13 protein-coding genes are annotated in these 15403 nt (G+C 68.7%); 4 read left to right on the top strand and 9 right to left on the bottom strand.

The features are described 5' to 3' along the window. Positions 1–73 precede the first annotated feature (73 nt). From BST14_RS15875 to mqo, 8 genes are all read right to left on the bottom strand, one after another. Positions 74–1822 (bottom strand): proline--tRNA ligase, encoded by a 1749-nt coding sequence (locus tag BST14_RS15875; RefSeq protein WP_083065301.1) that lies wholly within the window; start codon positions 1820–1822, stop codon positions 74–76. Between the two features lie 48 nt (positions 1823–1870). Beyond that, positions 1871–3478 carry an MFS transporter gene (locus tag BST14_RS15870; protein WP_083065300.1) on the bottom strand — a complete coding sequence of 536 codons (1608 nt, stop codon included), beginning with the start codon at positions 3476–3478 and terminating at the stop codon, positions 1871–1873. 33 nt (positions 3479–3511) lie between these two features. After that, positions 3512–4717, bottom strand: a complete 1206-nt coding sequence (cobA, locus tag BST14_RS15865) for a uroporphyrinogen-III C-methyltransferase (RefSeq protein ID WP_083065299.1) — start codon at positions 4715–4717, stop codon at positions 3512–3514. 82 nt (positions 4718–4799) lie between these two features. Next, on the bottom strand, positions 4800–6191 hold the full coding sequence (locus BST14_RS15860) for a cobyrinic acid a,c-diamide synthase CobB (protein ID WP_083065298.1): 1392 nt from the start codon (positions 6189–6191) through the stop codon (positions 4800–4802). Further along, positions 6185–6799: a cob(I)yrinic acid a,c-diamide adenosyltransferase gene (gene cobO, locus BST14_RS15855; protein ID WP_083065297.1), complete on the bottom strand. Its 615-nt coding sequence runs from the start codon at positions 6797–6799 to the stop codon at positions 6185–6187. The genes BST14_RS15860 and cobO overlap by 7 nt, the downstream gene beginning before the upstream one ends. Positions 6800–6818: 19 nt before the next feature. Continuing rightward, the gene (locus tag BST14_RS15850; RefSeq protein WP_083065296.1) at positions 6819–8654 is read right to left on the bottom strand and encodes a magnesium chelatase subunit D family protein; all 1836 of its coding nucleotides are present in this window, start codon (positions 8652–8654) and stop codon (positions 6819–6821) included. Continuing rightward, positions 8651–9121: a GNAT family N-acetyltransferase gene (locus BST14_RS15845; protein ID WP_083065295.1), complete on the bottom strand. Its 471-nt coding sequence runs from the start codon at positions 9119–9121 to the stop codon at positions 8651–8653. Before BST14_RS15845 ends, BST14_RS15850 begins: the two co-directional genes overlap by 4 nt. After that, complete coding sequence (mqo, locus tag BST14_RS15840) at positions 9118–10635, bottom strand: malate dehydrogenase (quinone) (RefSeq protein WP_083065294.1); 1518 nt, start codon at positions 10633–10635, stop codon at positions 9118–9120. Before mqo ends, BST14_RS15845 begins: the two co-directional genes overlap by 4 nt. A gap of 157 nt (positions 10636–10792) precedes the next feature. Between mqo and BST14_RS15835 the strand changes: the two genes are divergently transcribed. Beyond that, positions 10793–11806, top strand: coding sequence for an alpha/beta hydrolase (locus BST14_RS15835; RefSeq protein ID WP_083065293.1), 1014 nt, complete (start codon positions 10793–10795; stop codon positions 11804–11806). A gap of 4 nt (positions 11807–11810) precedes the next feature. Then, positions 11811–13190, top strand: a complete 1380-nt coding sequence (gene mtr, locus BST14_RS15830) for a mycothione reductase (protein WP_083065292.1) — start codon at positions 11811–11813, stop codon at positions 13188–13190. A 2-nt stretch (positions 13191–13192) separates the two neighbouring features. Here the strand turns inward: mtr and BST14_RS15825 are convergent, their stop codons facing one another. Further along, positions 13193–13684 carry a Fur family transcriptional regulator gene (locus BST14_RS15825; RefSeq protein ID WP_083065291.1) on the bottom strand — a complete coding sequence of 164 codons (492 nt, stop codon included), beginning with the start codon at positions 13682–13684 and terminating at the stop codon, positions 13193–13195. Positions 13685–13843: 159 nt separating this feature from the next. Here BST14_RS15825 and nicT point away from each other — a divergent pair, with 159 nt between their 5' ends. Further along, positions 13844–14956, top strand: coding sequence for a Nickel transporter NicT (gene nicT, locus BST14_RS15820; protein ID WP_083065290.1), 1113 nt, complete (start codon positions 13844–13846; stop codon positions 14954–14956). Between the two features lie 98 nt (positions 14957–15054). Beyond that, positions 15055–15390, top strand: coding sequence for a hydrogenase maturation nickel metallochaperone HypA (locus tag BST14_RS15815; protein ID WP_083065304.1), 336 nt, complete (start codon positions 15055–15057; stop codon positions 15388–15390). Positions 15391–15403: the final 13 nt, after the last annotated feature.

Raw genomic sequence — 15403 nt, 5'->3', positions numbered from 1 at the left:
CTCAACTACCGGCCTACCCCTACTCGCCACCGACCAAGTCTACAATTAATCAACCAACTTACGGCGCAGGACACTAGCCGAGCAGGACCGCCGCGATGTCGGTGGCCAGCGATGGGCCGATGGCTAGTTCGCGGGTTTGCCCGCCGAAGCGGTCGCGCAGTTCCACCACGCCGTCCGCCCAGCCCCGACCCACCACGACGATCCAGGGCACGCCGAGCAGTTCGGCGTCCTTGAATTTCACGCCGGGTGAGGCCTGGCGGTCGTCGAGCAGCACTTCGACGCCCAGCCGGTCCAGCTCGTCGGCCAGGTTGGTGGCGCCGGTGCGCGCCTCTGCGTCTTTGTTGGCGATCACCAGATGGACGTCGAACGGCGCGACCGCCGACGGCCAGCGCAGGCCCAGTTCGTCGTGGTGCTGCTCGGCGATGACGGCCACCATCCGCGACACCCCGAAGCCGTAGGAGCCCATGGTGAGCCGGACCGGCTTGCCGTCCTCACCGAGCACGTCGACGGTGAAAGCGTCGGTGTATTTGCGGCCGAGCTGGAAGATGTGCGCCACCTCGATGCCGCGCGCCGAGACCAGCGGACCGGCGCCGTCCGGTGAGGGGTCACCGTCGCGCACCTCGGCGGCCTCGATGGTGCCGTCGGCGATGAAGTCCCGGCCGGCGACCAGCCCGACGACGTGACGCCCGGGCTCGTCGGCCCCGGTGATCCAGCTGGTGCCGTCCACCACCCGCGGGTCGACCAGGTAGCGAACACCGTTGTCTTGCAAGGCTTTCGGGCCGATGTAACCCTTCACCAGGAAGGGGTACTTGGCAAAGTCGGCGTCGTCGAGCAACGCGTATTCGGCGGGTTCCAGCGCCGCGCCCAGCCGTTTGTCGTCCACCTCGCGGTCGCCCGGCACCCCGATGGCCAGCAGCTCCCAGTCTCCGCCGGGCTGCCGCACCTTGAGCAGCACGTTCTTCAGCGTGTCGGCCGCGGTGACGGTGCGGCCCAGGTCCGCCTGGTTGGCCCAGTCCACCAGCGTGGCGATGGTCGGAGTGTCGCCGGTGTCGTGCACCACGGCCTCGGGCAGCCCATCGATGGGCTGCGCCTCCGGGCGAGCGGTGACGACGGCCTCGACGTTGGCCGCGTAGCCGGATTCCAGGCAGCGCACGAAGGTGTCCTCGCCAACCGCACTTTCGGCCAGGAACTCCTCGGAGGCGCTGCCACCCATGGCTCCCGATACCGCGGAGACGATCACGTAGCGCACCTGCAGGCGCGCGAAGATGCGTTGATAGGCCTCCCGGTGCGCGTGATAGGCGGCCGCCAGGCCGGCGTCGTCGATGTCGAACGAATAGGAGTCCTTCATCACGAACTCCCGGACCCGCAGGATGCCGGCCCGCGGCCGCGCCTCGTCGCGGTACTTGTTCTGGATCTGATAGAGCAGGACCGGAAAGTCTTTGTAGGAGCTGTATTCGCCCTTGACGGTCAGGGTGAACAGCTCTTCGTGGGTGGGGCCCAGCAAGTAGTCGTTTCCGCGCCGGTCCTGCAGCCGAAACACCGAGTCGCCGTACTCGGTCCACCGGTTCGTCGTCTCATACGGCCCGCGTGGCAGCAGGGCGGGAAACAGGATCTCTTGCCCGCCAATGGCATTCATCTCGTCGCGGACGATGCGCTCGATCCGGCGCAGCACCCGCAACCCCAGGGGCAGCCAGCTGTACAGGCCGGGCGCCACGGGCCGGATGTAGCCCGCCCGGATCAGCAGCTTGTGGCTGGCGACTTCGGCGTCGGCGGGATCGTCGCGCAAGGTGCGCAAAAACAACTGGGACATCCGGGTGATCACAGCGGGCCAGCCTAGCGTGCTGCGAACAACGCTCGCGGTGAGCCAGAGCTACAGCTCCCCGGCGTCCATCGCTTCCTTGACCTCTTGCGCGTGCGCAACCTGGTCGGGGGTGTAGCCGATCAGCAGCGCCGCGCCGCCGACGATGACGGCCACGCCGGCCACCCACAGCAGCCCATAGGTGTAGCCGTGGTCAAGGGCGGACAACTGCGCGTCGTTCATGAACTTCACCGGGCCGGTGGTGCCGCCCAGATACAAAGTCCGCGAGGTGATCACCGCCTGGATGACGGCCAGCACCAGCGGCCCACCCAGGCTCTGCAGCATCAGCGTGACCGCCGACACCGGGCCGATCTGATCGAAGCCCACACCGGCGATGGCCGACAGCGTCAGAGGCACGACCGCCATGCCGATGCCGATCCCGCCGACCACGATGGGCAGCACCAGGTTCGGGAAGTAGGCGACGCCGCGGTGCATGAACGCCCAGCCGTACAGCATCGCCCAGAACAGCAGGATCCCGCCGCCGATGGTCAGCACCCGCGGGGAGAACCGCGACACCAGCTGCGAGGAAATGCCGAGGCCGATGCCCATTGCGATGACGAATGGGATGAAGCCGACGCCGGCGCGCAGCGCGCTGTAGCCCAGGATGTCTTGCACGTACAGGCCGATGCACACGGTCAGGCTGAACATCAGTCCGCCGGCCAAGAAGATCGCGGTGAAGGTGACCAGCCGGTTGCGGTCACGGAACAGGCCGAAGGGGACGACGGGGTTCTCGGCGGTGCGCTCCACGATGACGAAGGCCAGCGCGGCGCCCAGGGCCACCACCCCCGAGCCGATGGTGGTGATGGACACCCAGCCCTTTTCCGGACCCATCGAGAAGGCGAACACCGCGGCGGTGCACGTCAGCGTGGCCAGCATGGCCCCGGTGGCGTCGAGCTTCATCCGCTCGCGGTTGGTCTCCCGCAGCGCCGTGCGGGCCAGGTACATCATCACCAGGCCGATCGGCACGTTCACCAGGAACGCCAGCCGCCACGACACCTCGGTGAGCGCCCCGCCGACGACCAGGCCCATCACCGACCCGACCGCCGTCATCGCGGCGAACACAGCGGTCGCGAAGTTACGGGCGGGGCCCTTGGGGAAGGTGGTCGCCACCAGCGCCAGGCCGGTCGGGGAGGCGATGGCGGAACCGACGCCCTGCGACAGCCGCGCGATCACCATGGTCGCCTCGTCCCAGGCGACCGCGCACAGCACGGAGGAGATGGTGAACAGCGCGACACCGACGATGAATGTCCGCTTGCGGCCGATGGTGTCGCCGAGGCGGCCGCCGAGCAGCATCAGCCCGCCGAACGTCAGCACGTAGGCGGTGATCACCCAGCTGCGGCCGGCGTCGGACAGGCTCAGCTCGTTTTGGATCTTGGGTAGCGCGACGATCGCGACGGTGCTATCCATGGTCGCGAGCAACTGCATCCCGCCGATGGCGATGACGGCCGCAATGAAGCGCCGGGAGGGCAGCCACGCCGGGTAGTACTTGCTGATGCGCGTTGAGGCGGTCTCCGCCGGGGCCTTCGCGGAGGTCTCCGCGGCGCGCACCGGGGCCGGACGATCGGGGCGCGCCGAGGCAAAGTTATGCACCGCGCGCTCTGCATCGTTGAGAGCCGTCATAAAGGGTTACCTTACAGTAATCTTAAGAACTGTTTAAAGCCCGAACGCCGCCACAGCGCCGATCACGATGATCGCGGGAGGTCGGATGCCGTCGGCGCGGATCTTTTCGGGCGTGTCGGCCAGGGTCGCCCGCAAAGTGTGCTGGGCGGCGGTCGTTCCGTGCTGGACGACCAGCACCGGTGTATCCGCAGGTCGGCCGCCCTTGAGGAGCGCTTCGACGAAAAGCTCGATGCGTTCGACGGCCATTAGCAAAACAATCGTGCCGGACAACGCGGCCAGCGCATCCCAATTTACTAACGATTCGGGATGACCGGGCGGCAGATGTCCGCTGACCACCACAAACTCGTGATTTATCGCCCGATGTGTGACGGGAACGCCCGCCGAAGCGGGCACTCCTATGGCGCTCGTCACACCCGGCACCACGATCACCGGAATGCCGGCCTCGGCGCACGCCAGTACCTCTTCGTAGCCGCGGGCGAACACGAACGGGTCCCCGCCCTTGAGGCGCACCACGAAGCTGCCGGCGCGGGCGCGTTCGATCATGACGTCGTTGATGGCGTCCTGGGCCATGGCCCGCCCGTACGGGATCTTGGCGGCGTCGATCACCTCGACGTGCGGGGGCAGCTCGGCGAGGAGTTCCGGCGGCGCGAGACGGTCGGCGACCACGACGTCGGCCTGGGCCAGCAGCCGCCGCCCGCGCACGGTGATGAGTTCGGGGTCACCGGGCCCGCCGCCGACCAGCGCGACGCCGCCCTTGATGACGTCGGAGCCCACCGGGCTCTCGGGGGTGATGAGGCCGGTCTGCAGCGCCTCGCGGATGGCCGAGCGGATCGCCGCCGACCGGCGGTGCTCACCACCGGCCAGCACCCCGACCGACAGCCCCGCGTAGTCGAAAGATGCTGGGGTGACGGCGGTCCCTTCGACGGCGACGTCGGCGCGGACGCAGAAGATGCGGCGGCGTTCGGCCTCGGCGACCACGGCCTGGTTCACTTGCGGGTCGTCGGTGGCCGCGATCGCGTACCAGGCTCCGTCGAGGTCGCCGTCGCGATATTCGCGCAGTGCCAGGGTGATTCCGGTCATCGCCTCGACGGACCGGGTGGCGCTGCGCGAGATGACATGGACGTCGGCGCCGCTGGCGATCAACAAGGGCAACCGGCGCTGGGCAACGGTGCCGCCGCCGACCACGACAACCTTCTTGCCCGTCAGCCGCAGCCCGACAAGGTAGGCGCTCTCGGTCACCCGGCAAGCCTAATGGTTGTCGATGTTGGCACCCGCGAGCGTAAGGGCACTGCGAGTTTCGGCCCGAGTATTCGCCGTGCGGTTACGCTCGCGACCTGGTCGACGCCATCGCGTGGGCCACGAAACGCGCCACCGACTCCGGCGCCGCCGCGGGATGGGTGTGCAGGTATGAGGCGTGCACACCGGCGTGCACGGCGCCGTCCCGCACGGCAGCGCCACCCTGGCCGGCTTCGTGCGCCCGGTACATCCAGGCCGGCTGATAGTCCTCGGTGAATGTGACTGCGGTACGGTGGAATTCGTGCCCGACGGCACGCCGGCCCGCGGTATACAACGACGAATCCGCCACGGCGACGGCATCACGATACGCCAGCGTCAGGTGTGAGGTGAACTGCGCGCGCCCGGCGAGCACACCACACATCGGATGGCCGTCGAGCTCGGAGACCAGGTAGATCAGCCCCGCGCACTCGGCGTGTATCGGCGCCCCGGCGGCGGCCAACTCCTTGATCCCCCGGCGCACCACGTCGTTGGCCGAGAGCTCCGCGGTGAACTGTTCGGGAAAACCGCCGGGCACCAACACCGCATCGGTGCCGTCGGGCAACGGGTCGACGAGCGGGTCGAATTCGACGACGTCGGCGCCGGCGGCCGCCAGCAGCTCCGCGTGTTCCGCGTAACCGAAACTGAATGCCCTGCCGGCCGCCATCGCGACAGTGGCCCTTCCCGCGCGAGTCTCCCCTACCGCCGACGCGGGATCCCAGGGCGGCTGCGCGGCGCGGCTCGCGGCGACCGCGACGATGGCGGACAGGTCGACGCGGCGGGCGATCAACGCGGTCATCGCCTCGACCGCCCGCCGCGCCCGCTGCCCGTATTCCACGGCGGTGACCAAGCCCAAATACCTTGTCGGCAGCTCTAATTCGTCCACCCGGGGGACGGCGCCCAGCACCGGGACGCCGGCGTGCTCGCAGGCCTGCCGCAGCACCTGCTCGTGCCGGACCGATCCGACCCGGTTCAAGATCACCCCGGCGACGCGGGTGGCGGTGTCGAAGGTGGAAAAGCCATGCAGCAGTGCGGCGATGCTCTGGCTCTGCCCGCGCGCATCGACGACCAGGACGACGGGCGCGCCCAGCAGGCCGGCAACGTGGGCCGTCGAACCCGCCGCGGGCGCGGTGGCAGCGGGCCCGATCCGGCCGTCGAACAGCCCCATCACCCCCTCGACCACGGCGATGTCCGCACCGCGTGCGCCGTGAGCGTACAGCGGGCCAATCAGACTCTCCCCCACCAACACCGGATCGAGGTTGCGGCCCGGCCGGCCGGCGGCAAGGCCATGGTAGCCGGGATCGATGAAGTCCGGGCCGACCTTGAAGGGCGCCACCGCGTGGCCCGCCTGCCGCAGGGCGCCGATCAAACCCGTTGCCAGCGTGGTCTTTCCACTGCCCGAGGCGGGAGCGGCGATGACCACCGCGGGGACACTCACCACTCGATGCCCTTCTGCCCCTTGCGCCCTATGTCCATCGGATGCTTGACCTTGACCATCTCGGTCACCAGGTCGGCCGCGTCGATCAGGCGCTGCGGGGCGTCGCGCCCGGTGACGACCACGTGCTGATGGCCGGGTCGCGCCCCCAGCACCTGCACCACCTCGTCGACGTCCACCCATCCCCACTTCAGCGGATAGGTGAATTCGTCCAGCACGTAGAAGTCGTGACGCTGATCGGCCAACCGGCGCACGATCTCCGCCCAGCCGTCGGCGGCCGCCGCCGCGTGATCGACCTCGCTGCCCGCCTTGCGGGTCCAGGACCACCCCGCGCCCATCTTGTGCCATTCCACGGGCCCACCGATCCGATGCTGGTCGTGCAATTGGCCCAAGTGACCGAAGACCGCCTCCTCGCCCACCTTCCACTTCGCGCTCTTGACGAACTGAAACACCGCGACGGACAGTCCGGCGTTCCAGGCCCGCAAGGCCATTCCGAACGCGGCCGTGGACTTGCCCTTGCCGGCGCCCGTGTGCACCGCCAGCACGGGCGTGTGGCGCCGCGCCCGTGTGGTCAGGCCGTCATCGGGAACCTGCAATGGAACACCCTGTGGCATAGGCGTTTAACCCCTTCGCTCAGGCCGCGTCGCGCACCGCACGCGTCAGGGAATCGGCGTGCAGCTGCTCCAGCCGGATGGCCGGTGCGCCCAGCTGGCGGGCCAGTTGCCCGGCCAGGCCCAGCCGCACCAAGGACGTCTCGCAGTCGACCACCACCGCGGCCACGCCCTCGGCGACGAGCCTTGCCGCCGCGATTCGGGTGCGGCCCAACGGGTCCGGCCCGGCCGTGGCCCGGCCGTCGGTCAGCACCACCACCAGGGGTCGCCGCGCCCGGTCGCGGGCCTTCTCCCGCACGATGAGCTCCCGCGCGGCCAGCAGACCCTCGGCCAACGGCGTCTTGCCGCCGGTGTCGAACCGGGCCAGTCGCCGGCCCGCGATGTGCGCCGAAGAGGTCGGCGGCAACAGCAGCCGGGCCTCCTGGTGGCGGAATGTGATTACGGCGACCTTGTCGCGACGCTGATACGCATCGCGCAGCAGCGACAGCGTGGCACCGCCGACCGCGGCCATGCGATCGCGGGCGGCCATCGAACCCGACGCGTCCACGACGAAGATCACCAGGTTGCCCTCCCGGCCTTCGCGCACGGCGCGGCGCAGATCGTCGGGCTGTGGGCGTAACGGCCCGGCACCGGCGCGCTCGGCGGCCGACAGCAGAGTGGCGAACAGGTGCAGCCCGCCGCAGCCCGCGTCGTCCGCGTCGGTGGCGGCGATGACGCTGCCGCTGGCGTTGCGGGCGCGGGACCGCCGCCCTGGCGCGCCCTCCCCGACACCGGGAACCCGCAGCGCACGGGTGGGGAAAGTTTTCGACGGTGGGGCGCTGGGCCTGGTCTTCGGCGCCTGTGACCTACCGTCCTGCGATGAGTTCTGTTGCGGCGCGGTCTCTTGCGTCTCGGTGGACGGACCGCCACCGGGCGGGTCTGGATCGGGGTCGGGGTCGGAACCGGCCCGCGCCAGGGCCTCGTCCAGCTGGTCGCGGTCGATGCCCGGATCGTCGAACGGGTCGCGGCGGCGGCGATGCGGCAACGCCAGTTCGGCGGCCACGCGGATGTCCTCTTGTCCGACGGTGTCCGCGCCGCGCCAGGCGGCATGCGCGACGGCGGTGCGGGCCACCACCAGATCGGCTCGCATCCCGTCCACGTCGAACGCCGCGCACAATGCGGCGATGCGGCGTAACTCGTTGTCGGGCAACGCCACATCGTCGACCAGGGCGCGCGCCACGGCGATGCGCCGGGCCAGCTCGGCGTCGGCGTCGGCGTAGCGCGCGGCGAAACCATCCGGGTCGGCCTCGTAGGCCATCCGGTGCCGGATGACCCGCACCCGTACGTCGACGTCGCGCGAGGCGTGGACATCGACGGTGAGCCCGAACCGGTCCAGCAGCTGCGGGCGCAGTTCGCCCTCTTCGGGATTCATGGTGCCGATCAACACGAACCGGGCCTCGTGCGAGTGCGAGATGCCGTCGCGTTCGATGTGCACGCGGCCCATCGCCGCGGCGTCGAGCAGCACGTCGACCAGGTGGTCGTGCAGCAGGTTGACCTCGTCGACGTACAGCACCCCGCCGTGCGCGCGGGCCAGCAGGCCCGGCGAGAACGCGTGCTCGCCGTCGCGCAGCACCCGCTGCAGGTCCAGCGAGCCGATCACCCGGTCTTCGGTTGCCCCGAGCGGCATTTCGACCAAGCCGGCGTCGCTGCCGGTGGCCTCGGACAGCAACGCCGCGAGGCCGCGCACGGCCGTCGACTTGGCGGTGCCCTTCTCGCCGCGAATCAGCGCGCCGCCGATCTCCGGGCGCACGGCGCACAGCAACAGCGCCAGGCGCAACTGATCGTGCCCGACGATCGCGCTGAACGGGTAGGGCTTCACGGCTGGGCCGCCAATCCCGAACCGGGGCGCACCATGGGCACATGCGGAACGCCGTCGTCAAGGAAATCGTCGCCGTCGCGCACGAATCCGTGCTGGGCGTACATCTCCGCCAGATAGGTCTGCGCGTTGATCCGGCACGGGTAGTCACCCACCTCGGCCAGCGCCGCGCGCAGTAGCCGGGTGGTGTGGCCCTGACCGCGCGCATTGCGTTTGGTGCACAGCCGCCCGATCCGGAACGCCTTTTCGCCCCCGGCGTGCTCCTCCATCAGCCGCAGTGTGGAAATCACCTCGCCGTCCGGGTTTTCCAGCCAGAAGTGCCGGGTTTCGGCCAGCAGGTCACGCCCGTCCAGCTCCGGATACGGGATCGCCTGCTCGACGACGAACACCTCCACCCTCAGCTTGAGTAGTTCGTAGAGTGTTTGAGCGTCAAGGTCTTTGGCCCAAATACGTCGCAGTGTTTCCGTCACTGGCGCCGCTCCTCCTCATCGCTTCGCTCTGCATCGCTCAATCCCAAAACCCGCGTTCCCCAGGAAAACACTTCGTCATACAGCGCCGGCTCATCCGACAGCGTCGCCCCCAGCGACGGCACCATGTCTTTGAGCGCGGGCAGCCACGACTGAAAACGGCTGACAAAGCAGCGCTCCAGCACGCCGAGCATGATCGGCACCGCCGTCGAGGCCCCCGGAGAGCCGCCGAGCAGCCCGGCGATGCTGCCGTCGGCGGCGCCCACCACCGTGGTGTCGAAATCGAGCACCCCGCCCTTGCGTTTGTCCCGCCGGATCACCTGCACCCGCTGACCGGCCACCGTCGGCTCCCAATCCGAACCGGCTGCGCTGGGGGCGAATTCGCGCAGCATGCGCAGCCGATCCGGTGTGGACAGCCGCAGCTGGCCGATCAAATACCTGAGCAGCGTCAGCTGCGTGATGCCGACACCGAGCAGGGAGGCCAGATTGTTCGGCTTGACCGAACGGGGCAGATCGGTGACGTGGCCGTGTTTCAAGAACTTCGGCGACCAGCCGGCGTACGGGCCGAACACCAGCCACGGCTTGCCGTTGACATAACGCAGGTCGAGATGCAGCGCACCCAGCGGCGGGGCGCCCGGCGCGGGCACGCCATAGACCTTGGCGCGGTGCGCGGCGGTCAGCGCCGGGTTGTCGGCGCGCAGGAACCGGCCGCCGATCGGGAATCCCGCGAAGCCTTTCACCTCGTCGATGCCGGACTTCTGCAACAGCGGCAGCGCATCGCCGCCCGCCCCGACGAAGACGAATTTCGCGGTGAGGCGGCGCTTTTCGCCGGTGCGCCGGTTGCGGACCGACAGCGCCCAGGTGCCGTCGGACTGGCGGGACAAATTGCGGACTTCGTGGCCGAACAGGGCGGTCGCGCCACTGCGCACGCAGAATCCGACCAGTTGTCGCGACAGGGCGCCGAAGTCGACGTCGGTGCCGTGGGCGGCCCAATTGAGCGCCGTCGGTTCGGAGAAGTCGCGACCGGCGGACATGAACGGCAACCGGCGGGCGAACTCATCCGCGTCCTCGATCAATTCGATGCCGCCGAACAGCGGGTTGGCTGCCAGCGCCCGTTGCCGTCGCCGGAGATAGTCGACGCGCTGCGCCCCGCGCACGAAGCTCGCGTGCGGGATCGCGGTGAGGAATCCTCGATCGGTCAAAATGCCGTTCTCGACGGCGTAGGCCCAGAACTGACGGGTCACCTGGAATTGCTCGTTGATGCGCACCGCTTTGCCGATGTCGATCGAGCCGTCGGCGCGCTGCGGCGTGTAGTTCAGCTCGCACAGCGCCGAATGCCCGGTCCCGGCGTTGTTCCAGGGGCCGCTGCTCTCTGCGGCGACGGCGTCCAGACGCTCCACGAAGGTCATCGACCAATCCGGCTGCAGCCGGCGCAGCAACGCTCCCAGCGTCGCGCTCATGATGCCCGCGCCCACCAGCACGACGTCCGTCCGCGTGGTTCTGGCTAGCACTGACACCGGCTTGCTGGTCCTTCCCTCGACTGGGCCGATCCTCAGGTTATCCCGAGGCAAACTCGCCCGAACGACGTGCGGCGCCCCTGGCCAGCAAAAGCTCTAAGCTGGCTTGGTGAAAGGCGGGGCGACTGGCAGGGCGACCGGCGAATCAACCGGCTGGGTGCCCGACGTCCTGCCCGGTTATTGGCAACGCAGCATCGCCCTGGGGTCCGATCCGGCCGGCGAGGGCAACATCGCGGCAACCCTGATACGGCGCGGACCCGAGCCTGCACAGTCGGGCCGCGAGACGGCTGCCGCCGGGCATGCGGTGCTGGCGGTGCACGGCTACACCGACTACTTCTTCCACACCGAACTCGCGGATCATTTCGCGGCCCGTGGCTTCGCGTTCTACGCGCTGGACCTGCACAAGTGTGGCCGGTCGCGGCGCGACGGCCAGACGCCGCACTTCATCACCGACCTCACCAACTACGAGACGGAACTCGATCAGGCGCTGGCCGCGGTCGCAGAACACGGCCAGGTGTTGGTGTACGCGCACTCCGCGGGTGGGCTCATCGTGTCGCTGTGGCTGGACCGGCTGCGCCGGCGAGACCAGGCCGCCCACGCCGCCGTTGGCGGCCTGGTGCTCAACAGCCCGTTCTTCGAGCTGCCCGGGCCGCCCATCCTGCGGCATTCCGTGACGGTGGCGCTGATCGCGGGCCTGTCCCGGGTGCGGTCCAAGGGGGTGGCCCGCTCGCCGGGTGAGGGTGGCTACGGCACCACCTTGCATCGTGACTACGGCGGAGAGTTCGACTACGACCTGCAGTGGAAACCGGTCGGCGGCTTCCCCATCACCTTCGGTTGGCTGCACGCCATCCGCCGCGGCCAGGCCCGGCTGCATCGAGGCCTGGACGTCGGTGTGCCCAACCTGATCCTGCGCTCGGATCACAGCGTGGCCGAAAGCACCGACCCGGCGGCCATGCAGCGCGGCGACGCTGTCCTCGACGTCAACCAGATCGCCCGCTGGGCCGGCTGTGTCGGCAACCGGGGCAGCGTCGTCCCGGTGCCCGACGCCAAACACGACGTGTTCTTGTCGCTGCGGGGTCCGCGCGAAGTCGCCTATCGGGAACTGGACCTCTGGCTGGACGGCTACCTGCGCACCGGCAACGAGGCCTCGGCATCGCTGCGAAAGGGGTGACGACTTGGAGACTTACGACGTCGCGATCATCGGAACCGGTTCGGGCAACAGCATTCTCGATGACCGCTTCGCCGAAAAGCGGGTGGCGATCTGCGAAGAGGGCACCTTCGGTGGCACCTGCCTGAATGTCGGGTGCATCCCGACGAAGATGTTCGTCTACGCCGCGGAGGTCGCCCAAACCGTCCGGGACGCGGCGCGTTTCGGCATCGACGCACGCATCGACCGGGTGCGCTGGGACGACATCGTCTCGCGCGTCTTCGGGCGCATCGACCCGATCGGGGTCAGCGGTGAGGATTACCGAAACGCCGCACCCAACATCGACGTCTACAAGCAGCACACCCGATTCGGCGGCGTGCAGGCCGACGGCCGCTACCTGTTGCGCACCAATGCCGGCGACGAATTCGCGGCCGACCAGGTGGTGATCGCCGCCGGCGCACGGGCCGTGGTTCCCCCGGCGATCCTCGAGTGCGGCGCGCGGTACCACACCAGCGACACGATCATGCGAATCTCGGAGTTGCCAGAGCATCTGGTGATCGTCGGGGGCGGCTTCGTGGCGGCAGAATTCGCCCACATCTTCTCCTCGCTGGGCTCGCGAATCACCCTGGTGGTCCGGGGCTCTGCCTTGCTGCGGCATTGCGACGACGTCGTGTGCAAGCGCTTCACCCGCATCGCGTCGAGCAAATGGGAGCTACACACCCACCGCAACGTCGTGGGTGCACAGAACCAGGGCTCGGGCGTCGCGGTGGAACTCGACGACGGTCGCACCGTGCACGCCGACGCACTGCTGGTGGCGACCGGCCGGGTGTCCAACGCCGATCAACTCGACCTCGAGCAGGCCGGCGTCGCAGTCGAGGACGGTCTGGTGGCCGTCGACTGTTACCAGCGCACTTCCGCGCGTGGCGTTTTCGCCCTCGGCGACGTCTCCTCGCCGTATCAGCTCAAGCACGTCGCCAACCACGAGGCGCGCGTAGTACAGCACAACCTGCTCTGCGACTGGGACGACACCCACGCGATGGCCGTCACCGACCATCGCTACGTGCCGTCGGCGGTGTTCACCGATCCACAGATCGCCTACGTCGGCCTGACCGAAAATGAGGCCATCGCACAGGGATTCAAGATCTCGACCACGATTCAGGACTACGCCGACGTCGCCTACGGCTGGGCGTCGGAGGACACCACCGGGATCGTCAAGCTCATCGCCGAGCGCGGCACCGGCCGGCTGCTGGGCGCGCACATCATGGGCACCCAGGCGTCGTCGATCATCCAGCCGTTGGTGCAGGCGATGAGCTTCGGACTCACCGCACCGAAAATGGCCCGGGGGCAATACTGGATCCATCCGGCGCTGCCCGAGGTGGTGGAGAACGCGCTGCTGGGTCTGCGCTGACCTCAGCGGCGACGCGGGCGCGCGTCGGTCCGGCCGTCCTGACACTGCGGACACAGGCCGTGCAGCGTCAGCCCCGCCGCGTCCGACAGCGCGAAGGAGCTACCCGCCATCGCGTGCTCGAGCGCCGAACTCAGCTGGCTGGCGGGCACCTCGATGATGGTGCCGCAGTTGATACATACCGCGTGATGGTGCGGAGCGGTGGCCAGTCCATAGGTCGTCACACCACCCTCGAGCGTCAACGCGTGCAGCACCCCCTGATCGACCAGGGTGGTCACCGTGCGGTAGACGGTCGCCACGTCGGGCGCATGGGTGCCGAGCGGCAGGCACTCGCGTATCCGCTGGTAGATCTCGGCGACCGGCAGGTGCCCGTTGAGCGGTTCCAGCACCGCCAGCACCTGGATCCGCGAGGCCATCCGCCGCAGCCCTCGGGCGCGCAGCAGATCGCCGATCCGCTCGGAGACCGACGCATCCAGTACCGACGGCTTGGATGCCACCGGTTCAGTGTCGCGCCGACGCCGCGGAATCGCCAGTCCTCGGCGCAAATCGAGTGCGCGCGATCCTGCGACTTACTTGCATCTGGCAACGCGTAAAACTTACAGTCGTGCCGGTTGTTCTCAGTCCCATTCCGTAAGGACGCGCCGGAAGGACCCCCCGTGGCCAGCACAGAGACCGACTGGCAGCCGTCACGGACGAGCAGGCTTGTCGGTGCCCTGACGCGACCGGAGTGGTGGCGCTTGGCGGCGATGCTGGCGGTGATCATCGCGCTGCACCTGCTGGGCTGGCTGACCATGGTCCTGTTCGTGGCGCCGGCGCAATACAGTCTGGGCGGCAAGGCGTTTGGCGTCGGGATCGGGTTGACGGCCTACACCCTGGGCATGCGGCACGCGTTCGACGCCGACCATATCGCCGCCATCGACAACACCACCCGCAAGTTGATGAACTCTCGCCAGCGCCCGCTGGCCGTGGGCTTCTTCTTCTCCCTGGGCCACTCCACCGTGGTGTTTGGGCTGGCTCTGCTGCTGGCATGCGGGGTGAAGACGATCGTCGGCCCGGTCGAGGACGACTCCTCGACGCTGCACCACTACACCGGGCTGATCGGCACCGGCGTCTCGGGCGTGTTCCTCTACGCCATCGCCCTGCTCAACTTCGTCGTGCTGGTCGGCATCCTGCGGGTGTTCACCCGACTGCGCCGGGGCGAATACGATCCCGACACCGGCGCGGCCGAGCTGGAACGGCAACTGGGCAACCGCGGACTGATCAACCGGTTGCTCGGCCGCTTCACCAAGTCGATCACCAAGTCCTGGCACTGCTATCCCGTCGGGCTGTTGTTCGGGCTCGGTTTCGACACCGCCACCGAGATCGCCCTCCTGGTGCTGGCCGGCACCAGTGCCGCCGCCGGACTGCCCTGGTACGCCATCATGTGCCTTCCGGTGCTGTTCACCGCGGGCATGTGCCTGCTGGACACCATCGACGGCTCGTTCATGAATTTCGCCTACGGCTGGGCCTTTTCCAACCCCGTGCGCAAGATCTACTACAACATCACCGTCACAGCGCTGTCGGTGGCCGTCGCGTGGGTGATCGGCAGCGTCGAACTGCTCGTCCTGTTCGCCGACCAGTTCGGTTGGCGGGGCGCGTTCTGGAGCTGGATCGGTGGGCTGGACCTCAACGCGATCGGCTACCTCGTCGTCGCCGTGTTCGTCACCACGTGGGCGGTGGCCCTGCTCGTCTGGCGCTACGGACGCATCGAGGAGAAGTGGACCTCGTGAGTCGGCCAAGAGGCTGACCGCAGGGTGCCGTTCGGGTGTAGAACAGTGCTCATGGGCTCGTTGGCCTGCGCCCGGCTCGCGGATCGCCGGTGATCGCGATGCATGAGCTGTCGCTGTGCGAAGCGATCGCCGGTGTGGTCAAAAATCACGCCGACGGCCGCCACGTCGACGTGGTGCGCGTACGGGTCGGTGCGCTGCGCCAGGTGGTGCCCGAGTCGCTGTCCTTCTGCTGGACACTCGTCCGTGACGCCGAGGACATGCCGGACGCCGAACTGGAACTCGAATGCGTCGGCGCCGAAGTCCGGTGCCGCGCGTGCGGCGGGCAGTCCGAGATCACCTCGCCATGGTCGATCTGGTGTCCGCGGTGCGACAGTGCTGACGTCGAGGTGCTGCGCGGCAACGAGTTCCTGGTGACGTCGCTGGATGTCTCGTGAAGGAGATGTCTCG

The sequence above is a fragment of the Mycobacterium arosiense ATCC BAA-1401 = DSM 45069 genome, assembly GCF_002086125.1.
Classification (GTDB): domain Bacteria; phylum Actinomycetota; class Actinomycetes; order Mycobacteriales; family Mycobacteriaceae; genus Mycobacterium; species Mycobacterium arosiense.
This window is presented reverse-complemented; position numbering and strand designations above follow the sequence as displayed.

Coding starts and splice junctions, on each gene's coding strand:
- BST14_RS15870 (WP_083065300.1), bottom strand. CDS start 3,478: ATGACGGCTCTCAACGATGCAGAGCGCGCGGTGCATAACTTTGCCTCG.
- cobO (WP_083065297.1), bottom strand. CDS start 6,799: ATGCCACAGGGTGTTCCATTGCAGGTTCCCGATGACGGCCTGACCACA.
- BST14_RS15815 (WP_083065304.1), top strand. CDS start 15,055: ATGCATGAGCTGTCGCTGTGCGAAGCGATCGCCGGTGTGGTCAAAAAT.